The sequence below is a fragment of the Acidovorax sp. FW305-C-20-28 genome, from assembly GCF_058783375.1.
The window spans coordinates 63618-81392 of record NZ_JBYSYM010000016.1; the positions used below are offsets into that span (position 1 = coordinate 63618).

The window sequence follows — 17775 nt, forward strand, 5'->3', positions numbered from 1 at the left end:
CTCCTTGGTTAGAAATCGAACGCTGCCGACAGGCGCACGCTGCGCGGTGCGCCCACATTCACGCGGCCTGCGCCCCAGATGCTGTCGTAGTAGGCCTTGTTGGCCAGGTTGGTGACCGTGGCGCGCAGTACCACAGGCTGGGCGCCGATGCGCAACGCATAGCGCGCGCCCACATCGACCGTGGTCCAGCCGGGCAGCTTGACGCTGTTGTCGCCCGTGAGCCACTGGCCACCCGTGTGGTTCACCCGGCCCGAGACCGCCAGGCCTTGCACGCCCGGGATGGCCCAGTCGGCGCCCAGGTTCAGCGTGAGCTTGGGCACGCCGAACTGGGCCAGGCCCTGATTCACGCCCCGGATGGTCTTGGTCTGCTTGGCTTCGGTGTAGGCTGCGCCGCCCAGCAAGCTGAGGCCCCGGGCCACCTGGCCGAAGATGTTCCACTCCACGCCGCGGTTGCGCTGTTCACCATCGAGCAGTTGGCGGTTGTTGGCCTCGATCAGCGCAGGCTTGCTGATCTGGAACAGGCTCACGGTCTGCGTGATGTCGCCCATGGCCCACTTCACGCCCACTTCCATCTGCTTCGTCTTGTAGGGCTTGAAGGTCTCGCCCTCGTTGGCGTAGGGTGCCTTCACCGTGGTGCCGGCGCTCAGGCCTTCCACGTAGTTGCCGTACAGCGAGATGGCCTCGCCCCAGGGCTTGGCAACCACGCCGACCAGCGGGGTCACGGCAGTCTCCTTGTATTTGGCGAGCTTCTGGTTTACCTGCTGGGCGCGCAGGCCCAGGGTGAGCTGCAGCCTGTCTTCGGCGAACGACAAGGTGTCCACCGCGCTCAGGCCGGTGAGCACGTCGTCGTTGTATTTGGTGAAGGTGGATGCGGCCGCCCCCGCCGGCATGGTGATGGGCGTGGGGTTGAAGATGTTGCTGGTGATGTTGGCCGTGCCGTTGCCCCGGCTGCCGCCCTCGTAGTCGAGCACATTGGCCGCCAGCGTGAGCTTGTGCGCCACGGCGCCGGTGTTGAACTGGCCGCGCAGGCCCAGCTCGGCCGTGGTGGTTTCGTACTCGCCCCAGGAGTTGTAGGCCGTGCCCGTGGCATTGCCGGTGGCGGCGTTGGCCATGGTCCACACGGGGCGGGTGCCGAAGATGAAGCCGTCGTACGAATGCTTTGTGTGGCCGGCCGAGGCAAAGGCCGTCCAGCCGGCGTTGAGCTGCGCCTGGCCGCGCACGATCAGGCCCTGGGTCTCGGTGTTGCTGAACACGCCCTCGCCGTAGAAGAAGTTGGTGGAGCCATCGGGTGCGCGCGGCACCGTGGTCCAGCCGGTGATGATGGGCTGCATGGTCACGCCCTTGCGCACCTTGTTGGCCAGCGAATAGGCATCGGCCTCCACGCTCCAGCCGGGGCCCTGGTAGTCCAGCGCCAGGTGGCCGATCTCGCGCTTCTTGGTCTGGTGGTCGAGCCAGGTCTCGCCGCCCGAGAGCACACCGTTGACGCGCACGCCCAGGCGCTGCTCGGGGCCGAAGCGGCGCGCCACGTCGGCATGCACGCCCACATTGGATTGGTCGGACCAGGTGGTGGTCACACGCGTCAGCGGGTCCTTGCCGGCGCGCTTGGGCACCAGGTTGATGGCACCGCCTACGTCGCCCGCGGGCGGCAGGCCCATCATCATGGCACCGGGCCCTTTGAGCACTTCCACGCGCTCGAACATCTCCGTGGGCGTGTTCTGCTCGGGCGCCAGGCCGTACACGCCGTTGATCGCCAGGGAGTTGGCCGACACGCCGAAGCCGCGGATGATGAAGTTCTCCACCACATGGCCTTCGTTGGTCGTCATGCGCACGGAGGGGTCGTTCTTGAGCACGGCGCCGATGGTCTGGGCCTGCTGGTCGGCAATGCCTTCGGCCGTGTACGAGGTGGTGTTGAAGGGCGTGTCCATCACGCCCACATTGCCCAGGATGCCGAGGCGCGCGCCCTTGGCGACCTGGCCGCCGGGCGCTGCGGCCGGCAGGCTGTCGGGGGTTTCAGGGGCAGCGTTCACGGTCACCTCCTTGAGCGAGGGCGCCGTCGTGGTCTGCTGGGCCATGGCGGCGCCGGTGCCCGCGAGCAGGGTCCACGCACAGGCCTGGGCGATCTGGCGCAGGGCGAAGGGTTGGGCTTGGAAAGTGCCCCGGGTCGGGCGGCGTGTGCTGTGCATGGTGGTCCTGGAAAGAAGCATGGAAGACGAAGGCCAGGCCCCACCGGAGGCCGAGAAAATCGGAATGATTGTGATTCACCCCATGGGTCGCACCAACGCCCTGTGCGGGCTGCGGCAGTGGAATCCGGCGGGCAACCTGGTTGCAAGTTGTGCCAACGATGATTCCACGCGGCCTCCGCGGCCGTGTTTGCGCGGGCAACAAAGATCTTTGCCGCAGCCGCGCCTCAAACCCTCCCACGCGCCAGTTTCGGGGGCATGCCGAAGCGCTTGCGGTAGGCCGTGGCGAAGTTGGCCGCGCTGTTGTAGCCCGCCACCAGGGCCGCCTGCGCCACCGAGAAGCCATCGCGCTCCAGCGCCTGGCGCGCGCGCTGCAGGCGCGATTCGCGCACGAAGTCGAACACCGTCGTGCCGTACACCGCCTTGAAGTGGCGCTGCAGCGTATTGGCATTGGTACCGGCCTGGCGCGCCAACGCGTCCAGCGACAGGTCCATCGCGCTCTCGGTCTGCAAAAAGGCGTGCAGGTCGCGCATGCGCCGGTGCTCGTGCGGCAGCAGGCGCAGGGCCGATGGCACAGGCGCCGGGGCTGGCACGGGCGCCGGCGCTGGGCCGTGGGCCTGCTGGTCCAGGCTGGAGAGGGCTTCGCCCACGAGTTCGAGCGCGCGGCTTTCCAGGTACAGGTGCAGCAGCAGCGGGCTCAGATCGGGCGCGCGGGTGATCTGCTCGGCCAGCGCGGTGATGCGCGCCGAAGGCTGCCAGTGGTGCATGGCCAGGTGCTGGCGGCGAAAGCCGTCGATGGCGTCCGATGCCGACGGCCCGGCCACCTGCTCCAGCCACTCGGCCCCCAGCCCCACGCTCACGCGCCGGGCATAGGAGCCCCCGCGCGCTCGGCGCTCGAAGCGCTCGGGCTGCGCGACCGACACCAGCAGCGCGCGCGGCAGACCTGGCCCCGGGGCGCGCGTGCGCGACAGGGCTGTGCCGGCACTGCTCGACAGCGCCACCCGGCGCGGGCCATAGCTCACGTCGACCGAGCCTTCGAGCAGCACCACGATGCGCAGGCCAGCATCCATGTCGCCGCTGGCGCGGAAGTCCTGCGCATCGGCCACGTCGTCGGCGTGCAGGTGCAGGCCCGGGCGCAGCACATGCAGGCGCTTCAGGTGGCGCTGCAGCGAGGCCTGCATGCCTGCGGACGCAGGCGCCTCGGAGCTGACATGCAAGGGGCTGACGACGGACATGGTGCAGGGGATGAAGGGGGGCGAACGCCGGGGCCGCTGGCGCAAAGGTTTTTCTCTGCATGGCAAACACAGCGGGCCCGCGGGCATGGGATGCTAGCAAGCTGTCACAATAAATGCAAATGATTCTCAATAGTGAAATTTCACTGCGAGACTTTTCCGCAACGTTTGCACGGACTGACTGCCGACCATGCCCCTCTTCTTCCTGCGCGCCGCCGCGCTGTTCGCCTTCTCTGGCCTCTTCTCGCTGCTGGTGCTGTGGTGCCCGCCCCTGCATGCCCAGCCCGCACCGGGCGCCACCCAGACCGTGACCGACCTGGCGGGCCGCAGCGTCAAGCTGCCCGCCAAGGTGGAGCGCATCCTGCTGGGCGAAGGCCGGCTGCTGCCCGCGCTGGCCGTGTTCGAGCGCGACGATCCAGCGCGGCGCCTGGTCGGCATGATGGGCGACTACGAGAGCCTCGACGAGGCCGGCTACGCGCAATGGCGCAGCCGCTTTCCGCAACTCGACAAGGTGCCGCGCGTGGGCCGCAACAGCAGTGGCAGCTTCAGCGACGAGCAGGCCATCGCGCTGCGCCCGCAGGTCGCCATCCTGGGCCTGGCGGGCGGCCATGGCCCGAGCAAGAACGACCGCGAAACCCTGGCCCGGCTGGAGGCGGCCGGCGTGGCCGTGGTGTTCATCGACTTCCGCCACGACCCGCTCAAGAACACGGCGCGCAGCATGGAATTGCTGGGCACGGTGCTGGGCAAGCGCAAGGAGGCCGACGCGTTCGTCGCCTTCTGGCGCGCCCAGCTCGAGCGCGTGGAGTCGCGCCTGCGCAGCGCGCCGGCCAGCATGCGCCACCCCACGGTGTTCCTGGAGAACCGGGTGGGCCTCTCCGACGAGTGCTGCGCCACCATGGTCGGCCTGGTGGGCCTGCTGATGGACGCGGGCGGCGCGAACAATGTGGCGCGCGGCCTGATCCCCGGCGAGCACGGCACGCTCAACCCCGAGTTCCTGATCGCCACCCAGCCGCAGCTGTACATCGGCACGGGCATCGGCAGCATGGCCACGGTACAGAAGTCGCCGCTGCGCATCGTGCTCGGTGCCGACGCCACGCCCGAGGCCGCACGCGCCTCGCTGGTACGCGCCACACAGCGCCGCGGCATCGCGCAGCTGCAGGCCGTGCAGCAGCCCGGCCGCGCCCATGCCATCTGGCACCACTACTACAACTCGCCCTTCAACGTGGTGGCGGTGCAGGTTTTCGCCAAGTGGCAGCACCCCGAGCTGTTCGCCGACCTGGACCCGCGCGAGACGCTGCAGACCCTGTTCCAGCGCTTCCAGCCCATTCCGCTGACCGGCGTGTACTGGACCAGCCTCTGATGCGCGCCGATCCCCTGCACGGCAGCACCCGCCGCGCGCTGCTGGCCTCGGGCGCCGGCCTGTGGCTGGCCGGCTGCACCACCGCTGCACCGCAGCCCGGCCAGCTGCTGCAGGCGCCCTCTGTGCAATTGCCCGGCACACACCAGATGGACCTGCGCGACCCTGTGAGCGGCCACACCTGGCGCATCTGGGTGCAGCGCCCTGCCGGCCCCGCGCCGGCCACGAGGCACCCGGTGCTGTACCTGCTGGATGGCAATGCCTCCTTCGCGCTGGCCGCGCAGCTGGTGCGCAATGGCGCGGGCCGCCCCGGCGAACTGCGCAGCGATGCCGCCATCGTGGTCGGCATCGGCCACCCGGGTGACGCGACCATCCACCCCGCCGAGCGCCAGCGCGACTACACGCCGCCACCGCCCGGCGGCGCGGCCACGGCCCAGGCGGGCGGGGCCGAGGTGCTGCTCGACTTCATCGCGCGCGAGCTGCAGCCGCGCGTGGCCGCCGCCCTGCCGGTGGACCCGCAGCGCCAGACGCTCAGCGGACACTCCTTCGGCGGCCTGCTGGTGCTGCATGCACTGTTCACCCGGCCCGCGCAGTTCACACGCTATGCGGCGACGAGCCCCTCGGTGTGGTGGAACAACGGCCAGGTGATGGGCACGGCCGAGCGCTTTGTGCAGGCCTACACCGGCGCGCCGCGCCCTTTTCGCGCACAGCTGCAATTGCGCATCGGCAGCCTGGAGACGGCGGAAGCCGCCGCCACGCCGGCCCGCGCTGCCGTGCAGCGTGAGCGCCGCATGCTGGAGCGCACGCAGGCGCTGGCCGCACAGCTCGCTGCGCTGCAGTGGCCCGAGCTGGCCGTGCAGATGGAGGTGCTGGCCGGCGAGGACCATGGCAGTGTGATGGCGCCCGCGCTGATCGATGCGCTGGCCCTTGCCCAACAGCCGCGCTGAGCCCCTTTTTTCCTGTGTTCACTCCCGTGCCTTCCCCTATGTCCTCTTCCCCAGCCGAACCGCTGGCCCAGCGCTATCGGCATTTCATGCGCCTGCGATTGGTGCTGCTGGCCGCGCTGGCAGCGGTGCTGTGCACGAGCGTGGTGGCCGACATCGCCATCGGCCCTTCGACCTTCGCCTTTGCCGATGTGCTGCGCGGCCTGTTCGCTCCGGACAGCCTGCCGCAGGCCCAGCAGGTCATCCTGTGGCAGGTGCGCCTGCCCTATGCCGTGATGGCGGTGCTGGTGGGCGCCAGCCTGGGCCTGGCGGGTGCAGAAATGCAGACGGCCCTGAACAACCCGCTGGCCAGCCCGTTCACGCTGGGCGTGTCGGCCGCGGCGGCCGTGGGCGCATCGGCCGCCGTGGTCAGCGGCTTCACGCTGCTGGCCTGGGGCGAGAACCTGGCCGTGCCGCTGTGCGCGTTTGCCGGCGCGGCCTGCGCCACGGCGCTGATCCAGCTGCTGGCCTGGCGCCGGGGTGCGACGGTGGACACGGTGGTGCTATTCGGCATCGCCCTGCTGTTCAGCTTCGAGGCGCTGCTGTGGCTGCTGCAGTTCATCGCCGACAGCAATGCGCTGCAGCAGATCGTTTTCTGGACCATGGGCAGCCTGGGGCGCTCCACCTGGACCAAGATCGCCTTCGTGGGCGCGGTGCTGGGCATGTGCATGCTCTGGTCGGGGCGCCAGGCCTGGGCGCTCACGGCGCTGCGCGCGGGCGAGGACCAGGCGCGCAGCTTCGGCATCGCGGTGGAGCGGCTGCGCCTGGTGACCTTGCTGCGCGTGAGCCTGCTGGCCGCCACGGCCCTGTCCTTCACGGGCACCATCGGCTTCGTCGGCCTGGTGGGGCCGCACATCGCGCGCATGCTGCTGGGCGAAGACCACCGCTACTACCTGCCGGGCAGCGCGCTGGCGGGGGCGCTGATGCTCTCGCTCGCCTCCATCCTGAGCAAGTCCCTGATCCCTGGCGTGGTGCTGCCCATCGGCATCATCACGGCCCTGGTCGGCGTGCCCCTGTTCATGGCGCTGGTGCTGCGCCAGCGGAGGCTGGGATGAGCACGGGCTTGGTACTGGACCAGCTGTCCGCCGGGTATCCCGGGCGGCCCGTGCTGTCGGGCGTGTCCGTGGACGGAATCCCGCCCGGCACCCTGGTGGCCGTGGTGGGCCCCAACGCCGTGGGCAAGTCCACCCTGCTCAAGGCCATTGCCGGCCTGCGCCCGGCGCAGGGGCGCGTGCTGCTGGAGGGCACCGACCTGGCCACCCTTCCGCCGCGCGAGCGCCTGCGCCGCGTGGGCTACCTGCCCCAGGCCCTGCCGCAAAGCACCTCGCTCGTGGCCTACGAGACCTGGCACAGCGCCCTGCGCGCCAGCCGCAGCGAATGGAGCGCCGCGCGGCGCGAAGCGGCCATCGAATCGGTGGTGGCCGCGCTGGGCCTGCAGGCATTGGCGCTGCGCCGGCTCGACGAGCTCTCGGGCGGGCAGCGGCAGATGGTGGGCCTGGCCCAGGTCATCGTGCGCGAGCCGCGCCTCTTGCTGCTGGACGAACCGACGAGCGCGCTCGACCTGCGCTGGCAGCTGCAGGTGCTGCAGGCCGTGCGCGCACTGGTGCAGCAGCAGGGCACCGTGGGCGTGGTGGCGGTGCACGACCTGAACCTGGCGCTGCGCTTTTGCCAGCAGGTGCTGGTGCTGGGCGGCGGTGGCGTGCTGGCTGCGGGCGACCCTGCCCAGGTGCTCACCCCTGCGCTGCTGCAACGCGCCTACGGCGTGCAAGCCCGCGTCGAACGCTGCTCGCTTGGCAACCTGCTGGTGCTGGCCGATACCGCCCTGCCCCTCGATCACCCGCTTTCCCACACAACGACGACCACGACCCCATGATGCGACGCCAGGGCCATGTGCCCACGCCCGAAGCCAGCCGCTACCTGCAACGCCTGTGCTACCACTTCACGCGCAAGATCAGCGTCACCTACGACGCGCACCAGGGCCAGGCCCATTTCCCCTGGGGCCTGTGCGTGCTGCGGGCCGACGATGCGGCCCTGCACTTCGATTGCAGCGCCGAGGACGATGCCAGCCTGGCACGCGTGCAGTTCGCCATCGACTCGCATGTGGAACTGTTCTCGCGCAAGAGCCCCGTGGCCGTGGACTGGCAGCCGGTGCAAACCCTCTGACTGCACAATAGGCGGGCATTGACCCGCTTGATCGGGCGATGCCCGGGGCGGCAGCTTTCTAGGATGTGACATTTTGTTAACAATCCCGGATGCCGAAGGAATGCACCGGGCCCTGTCCCGCCATGGCATCCCCCGCTAGCACCACCTCCACTGCCCATCCACCCCGCCCTTTTGCCGTTCCACAGCGCGGCTCCAGCGTGGCGGGCAAGGCCTACTGGGCCATGGCGCAGCGGGTAGCGCTCACGGCCGCCGCCATCGATTGCGGCTACATCGTGCTGTTTCTCTGGCTCGGTTCCCCGCCGCTGGCCTGGGTCAACCTGGCCAGCATCGCGATGTACCTCGGGGCCTACCAGCTCATCCAGCGGCGGCGCAACACTGCCGGCATCCTGCTGATCTGGCTCGAAGTGATCGTCCACTCGGCCCTGGGCTCGCTGCTGGTGGGCTGGGACAGCGGTTTCCACTACTACCTGTGGCTGTTCATCCCGGCCATCGTGATCGCCAACTCGGGCCGCTATGCGGCGCCCATGGTGCTGGCCCTGCTCGCCTATTACCTGGGCCTGCGCTTCGCCTGCGACCACTGGGGTGCCCTGGCGCCGCTGCCCGGCAAGGGGCAGCAGATCGTGAACACCCTCCACACCTGCCTGGTGTTCGGCATGTTCGCGGCCCTGGCCGCGTTCTACCGCCGCACCATCCTGATCGCCGAGAACCGGCTGCTCAAGCAGGCCACGCTCGACGGGCTCACGGGCCTGAACAACCGCGCGCACTTCCACACCCTGGCAGGACACACGCTGACGCGCATCCAGCGCACGGGCGAGCCCGTGGCCCTGGTGCTGTGCGACATCGACCACTTCAAGCAGGTCAACGACCGCCATGGCCATGCCATGGGCGACCGGGTGCTGGTGGCGGTGGCCGGCGTGCTCGCGCGCAAGCTGCGCGAGAGCGATGTGATCGCGCGCTGGGGCGGCGAAGAGTTTCTGGCGCTGATGCCCGCAAGCTCCCTGGAATCGGCGCTCGAAGTGGCCGAGCGCATCCGCGTGGCGGTGGAGCAGGTCGAGATCAGCGACCAGGGCACGCCGGTGCCGCTCACCATGTCCTTCGGGGTCACGCGGGTGGCGGGCAGCGACGACCTGCAGGCCGCCATCGTGCGGGCCGACAAGGCGCTCTACCAGAGCAAGAACAGCGGCCGCAACCGCGCTACTGCAGGCTGACAGCGGCGGCTGTGGGTCTAGCCGCGCTTGCGCGCGGCTTCGTAGAGCTTTTGCACCTTGGGCACGTTGAGCTGCAGCTGCTCGATGCGCGCCGGGCCCGAGGGGTGGGTGGACAGAAAGGCCAGGCCGCCCTGCTTGTTGCCCGTGGCATTGCCCATCTTCTTCCACAAGCTGACCGAAGCCTCAGGGTCGTAGCCGCCGCGCGCGGCCAGTTCCAGGCCCACGAGGTCGGCATCGCTCTCGTCCGATCGGCTGAACTGCAGCGTGAGCAGCTGCCCGCCCAGGCTGGCGGCGGCATTGCCCAGGTCGCCCAGGCCCAGCAGTTGCGAGCCCAGGCGCAGGCCGATGTTGGTGGCCTGGGTCTTGGCCAGGCGCTCGCGCGCATGCTCACGCAGTGCGTGCGCCATTTCGTGGCCCATGATCATCGCCGCCTCGTCGTCGGTGAGCTTGAGCTGGTCGAGGATGCCGGTGTAGAAGGCGATCTTGCCGCCCGGCATGCAAAAGGCGTTGATCTGCTTGCTGCCGATCAGGTTGACCTCCCAGCGCCACTGGCCGACGCGGTCATTCCACGGTGCTGCAAAGGGGATCAGGCGCTGCGCGATGGCGCGCAGGCGCTGCAGCTGGGGGTGGCCGTCCGGGGCCAGCGCGCGCTGCGAGCGCGCCTGCTCCATCATCTGCTGGTACTGCTGAGCGGCCGAGCGCTCCAGCGTCTCGGCCGGGATCAGCTTGCGCAGGGTGGAGGAGGTGCCCACGTCCACCTGGGCCAGGGCAGGCGCCACCGCACCCGCGCCAGCGGCCAGGAGGAAGGCACGCCGCGCGGACCAGAGGGACGAAGGCGCGGCAACGGGAGCGGGGCAGAGCATGCACATGCAGGAATAATAGACAAAAACCCAGGCACCCATGTCAGACACCTCCCCCACCACCGGCATTCCCTCGGCGCCCCGCCCTTCCTGGCTGCAGACACTGCGCATCTACCTGGAGCCTGCGAGCCTGCGCATGCTCACGCTGGGCTTCTCGGCCGGGCTGCCGCTGCTGCTGGTGCTGGGCACGCTCTCGTTTCGGCTGCGCGAGGCGGGCATCGACCGCAGCACCATCGGCTACCTGAGCTGGGTCGGCCTGGCCTACGGCTTCAAGTGGGTCTGGGCACCGCTGGTCGACCGCATGCCCCTGCCCCTGCTCACGCGCTGGCTCGGCCGGCGGCGCAGCTGGCTGCTGCTGTCGCAGCTGGTGGTGGTGGCCGGGCTGGTGGGCATGGCCATGGCGGACCCGCGCGAGATGCTGGGCCCCATCGTCTGGTGCGCGCTGGCCGTGGCCTTCGGTTCTGCCACGCAGGACATTGCGCTCGATGCCTTCCGCATCGAGTCGGCCGATGCGCGCTACCAGGCGGCGCTGGCCGCCTCTTACCAGACAGGCTACCGCCTGGCCATGATCTGGGCCGGTGCCGGTGTGCTGTGGATCGCCGCACGCGCCGAGGTGGCGCCCGCCGTTGGGCAGGCCGTGGCGGGCTACCAGAACGGCGCCTGGCAGGCGGCCTACCTGGCCATGGCCGCATCGATGGTGGTGGGCATCGTCACCGTGCTGTTCTCGCGCGAGCCGGCGCAGCTGGTGCTGCCACCTGCCAGGAACGCCGCCGAGTGGATCAAGGGCGCGGTGATCGATCCGTTTGCCGACTTCCTGGGGCGCTACGGCTGGCACGCCGCGCTGATCCTGGCGCTGATCGCCGTGTACCGCATCAGCGACGTGGTCATGGGCATCATGGCCAACCCCTTCTACGTGGACATGGGTTACACCAAGGACGAGGTGGCCGCCGTGACCAAGATCTACGGCGTGGTGATGACCCTGGTGGGGGCCTTCGTGGGCGGTGTGCTGTCGATGCGCTTCGGCGTGATGCGCATCCTGATGCTAGGCGCGCTGCTCAGCGCCGGCAGCAACCTGCTGTTCGCCTGGCTGGCCGGCCACGGGCACGATGTGACGGCGCTGATCGCCGTGGTCTCGGCCGACAACCTGGCCAGTGGCATCGCCTCGGCGGCTTTCATCGCCTACCTGTCGAGCCTGACCAATGTGAGCTACTCGGCCACGCAGTACGCGCTGTTCAGCTCGCTGATGCTGCTGCTGCCCAAGTTCCTTGCGGGGTTTTCGGGCCGCTATGTCGATCTGTTCGGCTACGCCCACTTCTTCACGGCCACGGCGCTGCTGGGCCTGCCCGTGCTGGCCCTGGTGTGGCTGGCCTCGCGCGTGCAGGCGCCAGCCAATGAACAACGGTAGGCGCTGATCGCTATGGATTGCATAGCAACACGGGCCACGGCGCCCGCCCCAGGTTTACGGAAGCTTTACAGAGGCTACAACACGGCGTGACGCCTGTGGGCGAGCATAGGGTGTACCCAATACACTGAACCCATGAGCTCCCAACTGCTGATGATCGAAGACGACGCCCGCCTCGCCGAGATGGTGGGCGAGTACCTGGGCCAGTCCGGCCTGGTGGTGACGCACCGCGCCGACGGCAAGAGCGGCCTGGCCGAGCTGCAGGGGCCCGATGCCGCCGCCCTGCCCGACCTGGTGATCCTGGACCTGATGCTGCCCGACATGGACGGCCTGGAGGTCTGCCGCCGCATCCGCTCGCTGCAGGGCCCGGCAGCCCAGGTGCCGGTGCTCATGCTCACGGCCAAGGGCGACCCCATGGACCGCATCATCGGCCTGGAACTCGGTGCCGATGACTACCTGCCCAAGCCCTTCGAGCCGCGCGAGCTGCTCGCGCGCATCCGCGCCATCCTGCGCCGGCGCACCGATGGCACGGCGCCCGCCGCGCAGGCCCTGCGTTTCGGCACGCTGGAGATCGACCGCGACGCGCGCACCGTCACCGTGGGCGGGCAGCCGGCCGACCTGACCTCCTACCAGTTCGACCTGCTGGTGGCGCTGGCCGAGCGCGCGGGCCGTGTGCTCACGCGCGACCAGATCATGGAGGCCGTGCGCGGCCGCGAGCTGGAGGCCTTCGACCGCTCCATCGACGTGCACATGGGCCGCATCCGCGCGGCCATCGAGGCCGATGCCAAGAACCCGCGCCGCATCCTCACCGTGCGCGGCGTGGGCTATGTGTTCGCCAAGCAGCAGGACTGACGCGCTGTGAGCCTGTCCAACCCCTTCGCCCGGCGCCTGTACCTGCGCATCTGGCTCGCCGTGGTCGGCGGCATCGCCGTGCTCACGCTGGTCGTGGGCTGGGCCTGGCGCATCGCCGAGGAACAGAAGGCGAGCAACAACCAGCCCTTTGTGCCCCCCTCGCGCGAGATGGTGCTGCGCGACGCCAAGGGCGATGTGGTCTTTCGCGGGCCCGCCACGCGGCAGCCGTCGGAGCCCGGCGAGAACGTGGAATTCCACATCGAATCCGACACCGGCCAGGCCTTCGTGCTGCAGATGGCGCCGCGCCAGAACCGCGGTGGTGGCCGCCCGGGCAACGGGGATGCCGCGTTCTGGACCCGCCCGCCCTTCGGCTTTCTCTGGCTGCTGGGCATCGTGGGCCTGGCCGTGGCCGTGGGCGTGTACCCCATCATCCGGCGCCTGACCCTGCGGCTGGAGGCGCTGCAGCGCAGCGTCAAGCATTTCGGCGAAGGCGACCTGTCGGTGCGCGTGCCCGAGCAGGGCCAGGACGAAGTCGCCGACCTGGCGCGCCAGTTCAATGCCGCCGCCGCGCGTGTGGAGAGCCTGGTCAAGTCGCACAAGTCGCTGCTGGCCAATGCCTCGCACGAGCTGCGCTCGCCGCTCACGCGCATCCGCATGGGCATGGAACTCATGGGCGGGCAACAGCCCTCACCAGCCTTCCGCGCCGAGATCCTGCGCAACATCGCGGAGCTCGACCAACTGGTCGACGAGATCCTGCTGGCCAGCCGCCTGGATGCGCGCGAGGCCGATGTGGGCACGGTGGAACTGGTGGACCTGGTGGGCCTGGCGGCCGAGGAGTGCGCGCGTGTGGATGCCGACCTGGACGTAGGTGCCAGCCCCGATGGCGTGGACGTGCAGGGCATCTCCAAGCTGCTGCGCCGCGCCATCCGCAACCTGCTGGAGAACGCCCGGCGCTACAGCACGGGCGAGATCAGCGTGGCCGTGCTGCGCCGCCAGGGCCATGCCGAGGTGCGCGTGAGCGACCAGGGGCCGGGCGTGCCGGCGAGCCAGCGCGAGCGCATCTTCGAGCCCTTCTACCGCCTGCCCGGCGCCAGCGAACGTGCGGGCGGCGTGGGCCTGGGCCTGGCCCTGGTGCGTTCCATTGCGGGGCGGCACAACGGCGTGGTGTTCTGCGAGGACCGGCCCGATGGCGCGGGCGGCGCGTGCTTTGTGCTCCGCTTGCCAGTCACTTCCGCCAGCGCCACGCCATGAAGGCATAGAGCCCCGCGCCCAGCACCAGCACCGAGCCCGCCACCCCCAGCGCCCAGTCGAAGCCCTGCGCCCGCGAACCGGCCTGGGCCAGCAGTGCAGCCGCCATGGGTGGCCCGGCGATCTGGCCGATGCCGTACAGGGCGGTCAGCAAACCCGTGAATCCCGCGGCGGACTGGGGCCACTGGTGGCGCGCCTCCTGCAAGGCGAAGAAGGTGATGGCGGTGAAGGGCAGGCCGAGCAGCAGGCTGCCCAGCGCAAAGCCTGCCGGGCTGGGCCAGAGCACGCCCAGGGCAATGCCCGATGCCTGCAGCAGGTAGGCCCCGGCCAGCAGCCAGCGGCGGTCGCGGTGGGGCGCAATGCGCGTCGAGAGCCATGCACCCAGTGCCACACCGGCGCCGAACACGGGCCAGAACAGGTCGGGCCAGACCGAGCCGGCCGGCAGTGCGGCGCGCGCGATCACAGGCAGAAAGGTCGCGGTGACGATGTAGCCCAGGCCCGCGAGGCCATAGGCCAGCGCATGCAGGGCCCGCAGCGCCGCCGGACGGGCCGCCGGCAGGGCCTGGGCAGCGCTCGCACCCGCCACAGCACCGGGCGCCTCGCGGCCACGCAGCACCGGCCAGATCCCGGCGCACAGCAGCGCCGCCAGTGCGGCAAAGGTGGCCCAGCCGGCCGCAGCGCTCCAGCCCGCGGCGACCATGGCGCCCGTAGGCAGGCCCGTGGCCACGATGCCCAGGCCCGGTCCGCAGAAGATCAGGCCGGCGAGCTGGGGCTGCCCGAGGCGCGTGAGCTGCCCCATGCACCAGTTGGCCGTGCCCAGGAACACCAGCGCGCTGGCCACCCCGGCCACAAAGCGCAGCAGCGGCCACGATGCCGGCCACGGGCAGGCGAGCAGGCCCGTGAGCAGCACCGTGGCCACCAAGCCGCCACGCGACAGCGCCGCATTGCCGGGTACCGCTGCTGCGGCGCGCCGCGCCAACCATGGCAGAGCCATGTAGAGCAGCGCTCCGGCCAGGTAGCCGGCGTAGTTGGCCGTGGCCAGCCAGCTGCCCGTGGCGATGTCGACCACGCCATCGTGCAGCATCATGGGCAGCAGCGGGGTGAAGGCAAAACGGCCGATGCCCATGGCCACGGCCAGGGCGACCATGCCGGCCAGCGCGACCCGCAGGGGCGCCAGCTCAGACGCATGCACCCGGGCGGGGGAAGGGGAAGATGACACCTGGTCCATAGGGGTACCCAAAGGGTTGCCACGGCGGATGCCGCGGCGTATCATCTTAACAAGAGATTGAATTTTTGTAATTCATACTTTTTCAAGATGGTCGAATCACCCTCCCCGCTCGATCTGGCAGCCCTGGACATCTTCCGCACCGTGGCGGCTGAAGGCAGCGTCACGCGCGCGGCCGAACGGCTGGGGCGCGTGCAGTCCAATGTGACCACCCGGGTGCAGCAGCTCGAGGCGGACCTGGGCACCCCCCTGTTCCTGCGCGAAGGCAGGCGCATGGCGCTCACGCCCGAAGGGCAGGTGCTGCTGGGCTTTGCCGACCAATTGCTGGCGCTGGCCGAAGAGGCACGCCAGGCGGTGCGCCCCGGCCCGCCGGGCGGACGCTTGCGCCTGGGCTCGATGGAAAGCACGGCCGCGAGCCGCCTGCCCGTGCCCCTGGCGCGGCTGCATGGCCAATGGCCGGGGGTGGCGCTGGAACTCTCGACCGCCCCCACCCGGGAGCTCGTGGAACGGCTGCGTGCCCACGCGCTCGACGCCGTGCTGGTGGCCTGGCCCCCGGGCCAGGCGCCAGACCCGGTCTTCGAGACCCGGCCCGTGTTCACCGAAGAGCTGCTGCTGGTGCTGCCCGCAGGCCACCCGGCCGTGGCCGGGCCCGAGGAGGTGCAGCCCGGCGCGCTCGCGGTGTTCGAGCCGGGCTGCACCTACCGGCGCATCGGGCAGGACTGGTTCGCCCCGCGGCCGCAGCCCATGCAGGTGCTGGAACTGGGCTCCTACCACGCCATCCTGGCCTGCGTGGCCGCTGGGAGCTGTGCCGGCATCGTGCCGCGCTCGGTGCTGGCCATGACGCCCCACGCCACCCTGTTGAGCCACCAGCCGATCACCCGCATCGACACCCTGCTCACCTGGCGCAAGGGCTACCGCTCCAGCGCGCTGGACGCGCTGCAGCAGGCCCTGTCTGCCGACTGACCGCTTTTTCACTTCCCCCCGCTCCAGGAGTCCGCCATGTCCGACCGCAGCCTTCGCGCCACCCTCTCGCTCCGCCTGCCCATCATCCAGGGGCCGATGACCGGCTCCGACACCCCGGCTTTGGCCGCCGCCGTCTCTGCGGCGGGCGGCCTGGGCTCGCTGGGCTGCGGCATGCGCTCGCCCACGGCCATGGCCGAGGCGGCGGCCGAGGTGCGTCGGCGCACCGACCAGCCTTTCTGCATGAACCTCTTCGTGCAGGACACGCCCACACCCGACGCGGCCAGCGTGGACGCCGCCGTGGCGCGGCTGGCCCCCCTGTATGCCGAGTTCGGCCAGCAGCCGGCCGCGCCCGCGCGCTGGTGCGAGGACTTCGCGGCGCAGTTCGACGCACTGATCGCCGCGCGCCCGGCGGTGGCGAGCTTCACCTTCGGCATCCTGTCCGCCGCGCAGGTGGAGCGCCTGCACGCCGCGGGCTGCTATGTGATCGGCACGGCCACCACGGTGGCCGAAGCCGTGGCCTGGGCCGACGTGGGGGCCGACGCGGTCTGTGCCTCGGGAATGGAGTCGGGCGGGCACCGGGGCACCTTCCTCGGTGACTTCGCCTCTTCGATGATCGGCACCATGGCCCTGGTGCCGCGTTGCGTGGATGTGCTGGCGCCACGCGGCGTGGCCGTGGTCGCGGCCGGCGGCATCATGGACGGTCGCGGCATCGCCGCCGCGCAGGCGCTGGGTGCCGAGGCCGTGCAAATGGGCACGGCCTTTTTGTCCTGCGACGAATCGGGCATAGGCGTCCCCTACCGCCAGGCGCTGGCGACCGCCAAGGGCACCGATACGCGCACCACGCGGGCGCTGACGGGGCGCCACGCGCGCGGCATCGTCAATGCGCTGATGGACCGCCTGCAGGCCGATGAGGGGGCCGTGCCACCCTACCCCGTGCAGAACGCGCTGACGGGCGCGCTGCGCAAGGCCTCGAACGAGGCCGGCCGGGCCGACTACCTGTCGCTCTGGGCCGGCCAGGGTGTGGAGGCGGTGCGGCCCATGGCCGCCGGCGCGCTGGTGGCGCTGCTGGAAGAGGAATGGAGACAGGCCTGCGCGCGCGTGGGCGCGGTGGCCTGAAGCACGCGGCTCAGCGCGTCCAGGGGAGATCGCGGGCCGTGCCCTGGATCACCGGGTGTTCGCGGTGCAGCACCTCGCCAGCCAGCACGCGCTCGTAGTAGCGCAGGTAGCCGCGCGCCATGGCCTCGGCGCTGAAGTGCTGCTGCACATGGGCGTGGCAGGCACGCGGGTCGGCCTTGTGAGTGCGCACGGCTTCGGCCAGCGCGCTGGCACTGGCCGACAGGCTGCCGCACTCGGCAGGCACCAGCTCGGGCAAGGCGCCGTAGGGCGTGCTGAACACCGGGCAGCCGAAGTACAGGCTTTCGATCACGGCCAGGCCGAAGGGCTCGTGCCAGCGCACGGGAAAGATCAGGCCGCGCGAGGCGTTGAGCAGCTCGTTCTTCTGCGGGCCACCGACCATGCCGAAGAAATGGATGCGGCGCGACAGCGTCCAGCGGAAACCGCGCTTGAAGTTGATGCGGTCGCCGCCCAGCACGTCGAGCTCCACGCCCGCGAGCTTGGCCACCTTGATGGCGCCGGCCACGTTCTTCACGCCCCAGGCCGCCTTGCCCAGGAAGTGGTAGTGGTCGCGCGGGCGCGCAAAGTCCACTGGGCCGTAGGCCGACCAATCGAGGCCGTTGTAGACGAACTCGGTGGAGCCATAGCGCGCCGCATGGTTGCGCGACAGGAACACGGTGTTCAGCGGCAGCGGCTTGGGCTTGCGCGCATTGCCGTGCTCGGTGACCAGGTAGGGGCGCGAGGGCTCGCTGCGCGGGTTGAACTGGAAGTGGGTGATGTCCACGTCGGCCGGAATCTGGCCGTCCCAGGGCTCATCGGGCTTGATGGGCAGCACCTGGGCGAAATCGCAGCTCGAGCCCTCGGGCACGAGGTAGCTCACGCGGTGGCCCAGTTGCACCAGGGTCTTGCCCAGGTCCCAGATCACGCGCTCGGTACCGCCGTAGCCGTACACCGGAATGGGGGAGTTGTTGACCAGCAGGATGTGCATG

The 17775-nt window shown here is 70.3% G+C and carries 16 protein-coding genes; 11 read left to right on the forward strand and 5 right to left on the reverse strand.

Translation table 11 applies throughout. From position 1 onward, the window contains the following. Positions 1–8: 8 nt before the first annotated feature. The gene (locus AC3WOH_RS18815; RefSeq protein WP_492230837.1) at positions 9–2183 is read right to left on the reverse strand and encodes a TonB-dependent receptor; all 2175 of its coding nucleotides are present in this window, start codon (positions 2181–2183) and stop codon (positions 9–11) included. A gap of 224 nt (positions 2184–2407) precedes the next feature. Continuing rightward, on the reverse strand, positions 2408–3415 hold the full coding sequence (locus AC3WOH_RS18820) for a helix-turn-helix transcriptional regulator (RefSeq protein WP_492230838.1): 1008 nt from the start codon (positions 3413–3415) through the stop codon (positions 2408–2410). A 187-nt stretch (positions 3416–3602) separates the two neighbouring features. On the opposite strand from AC3WOH_RS18820, the gene AC3WOH_RS18825 reads away from it, so the two are divergent. The 6 genes from AC3WOH_RS18825 (at position 3603) to AC3WOH_RS18850 (ending at position 9123) form a co-directional block, all read left to right on the forward strand. Continuing rightward, the gene (locus tag AC3WOH_RS18825; RefSeq protein WP_492230839.1) at positions 3603–4772 is read left to right on the forward strand and encodes an ABC transporter substrate-binding protein; all 1170 of its coding nucleotides are present in this window, start codon (positions 3603–3605) and stop codon (positions 4770–4772) included. Beyond that, positions 4772–5716 carry an alpha/beta hydrolase gene (locus tag AC3WOH_RS18830; protein WP_492230840.1) on the forward strand — a complete coding sequence of 315 codons (945 nt, stop codon included), beginning with the start codon at positions 4772–4774 and terminating at the stop codon, positions 5714–5716. Before AC3WOH_RS18825 ends, AC3WOH_RS18830 begins: the two co-directional genes overlap by 1 nt. Before the next feature lie 38 nt (positions 5717–5754). Beyond that, positions 5755–6807: a FecCD family ABC transporter permease gene (locus tag AC3WOH_RS18835; RefSeq protein ID WP_492230841.1), complete on the forward strand. Its 1053-nt coding sequence runs from the start codon at positions 5755–5757 to the stop codon at positions 6805–6807. Next, positions 6804–7625, forward strand: a complete 822-nt coding sequence (locus AC3WOH_RS18840) for an ABC transporter ATP-binding protein (RefSeq protein ID WP_492230842.1) — start codon at positions 6804–6806, stop codon at positions 7623–7625. The genes AC3WOH_RS18835 and AC3WOH_RS18840 overlap by 4 nt, the downstream gene beginning before the upstream one ends. Continuing rightward, a complete protein-coding gene (locus AC3WOH_RS18845; protein ID WP_184854871.1) occupies positions 7622–7915 on the forward strand; it encodes a DUF2218 domain-containing protein in 294 nt (97 codons plus the stop codon). The genes AC3WOH_RS18840 and AC3WOH_RS18845 overlap by 4 nt, the downstream gene beginning before the upstream one ends. Before the next feature lie 122 nt (positions 7916–8037). Then, the gene (locus AC3WOH_RS18850; protein WP_492230843.1) at positions 8038–9123 is read left to right on the forward strand and encodes a GGDEF domain-containing protein; all 1086 of its coding nucleotides are present in this window, start codon (positions 8038–8040) and stop codon (positions 9121–9123) included. Positions 9124–9140: 17 nt separating this feature from the next. Here AC3WOH_RS18850 and AC3WOH_RS18855 read toward each other — a convergent pair whose 3' ends face one another. Further along, positions 9141–9986 carry a M48 family metallopeptidase gene (locus tag AC3WOH_RS18855; protein ID WP_492230844.1) on the reverse strand — a complete coding sequence of 282 codons (846 nt, stop codon included), beginning with the start codon at positions 9984–9986 and terminating at the stop codon, positions 9141–9143. Between the two features lie 37 nt (positions 9987–10023). Here AC3WOH_RS18855 and AC3WOH_RS18860 point away from each other — a divergent pair, with 37 nt between their 5' ends. The 3 genes from AC3WOH_RS18860 (at position 10024) to AC3WOH_RS18870 (ending at position 13488) form a co-directional block, all read left to right on the forward strand. After that, the gene (locus AC3WOH_RS18860) at positions 10024–11388 is read left to right on the forward strand and encodes an AmpG family muropeptide MFS transporter (RefSeq protein WP_492230845.1); all 1365 of its coding nucleotides are present in this window, start codon (positions 10024–10026) and stop codon (positions 11386–11388) included. 132 nt (positions 11389–11520) lie between these two features. After that, positions 11521–12237: a response regulator gene (locus tag AC3WOH_RS18865; protein WP_184854875.1), complete on the forward strand. Its 717-nt coding sequence runs from the start codon at positions 11521–11523 to the stop codon at positions 12235–12237. A gap of 6 nt (positions 12238–12243) precedes the next feature. Beyond that, complete coding sequence (locus tag AC3WOH_RS18870) at positions 12244–13488, forward strand: HAMP domain-containing sensor histidine kinase (RefSeq protein ID WP_492230846.1); 1245 nt, start codon at positions 12244–12246, stop codon at positions 13486–13488. Here AC3WOH_RS18870 and AC3WOH_RS18875 read toward each other — a convergent pair. After that, positions 13463–14713 (reverse strand): YbfB/YjiJ family MFS transporter, encoded by a 1251-nt coding sequence (locus tag AC3WOH_RS18875; protein ID WP_492230847.1) that lies wholly within the window; start codon positions 14711–14713, stop codon positions 13463–13465. The genes AC3WOH_RS18870 and AC3WOH_RS18875 overlap by 26 nt on opposite strands. 87 nt (positions 14714–14800) lie before the next feature. On the opposite strand from AC3WOH_RS18875, the gene AC3WOH_RS18880 reads away from it, so the two are divergent. Both AC3WOH_RS18880 and AC3WOH_RS18885 read left to right on the forward strand, forming a co-directional pair. Continuing rightward, positions 14801–15673, forward strand: coding sequence for a LysR substrate-binding domain-containing protein (locus AC3WOH_RS18880; protein ID WP_492230848.1), 873 nt, complete (start codon positions 14801–14803; stop codon positions 15671–15673). A 36-nt stretch (positions 15674–15709) separates the two neighbouring features. Next, a complete protein-coding gene (locus tag AC3WOH_RS18885; RefSeq protein WP_492230849.1) occupies positions 15710–16789 on the forward strand; it encodes an NAD(P)H-dependent flavin oxidoreductase in 1080 nt (359 codons plus the stop codon). Between the two features lie 10 nt (positions 16790–16799). On the opposite strand, the gene AC3WOH_RS18890 is transcribed toward AC3WOH_RS18885, so the two are convergent. Beyond that, a complete protein-coding gene (locus AC3WOH_RS18890; RefSeq protein WP_492230850.1) occupies positions 16800–17774 on the reverse strand; it encodes a glycosyltransferase in 975 nt (324 codons plus the stop codon). Between the last annotated feature and the right edge of the window lies 1 nt (position 17775).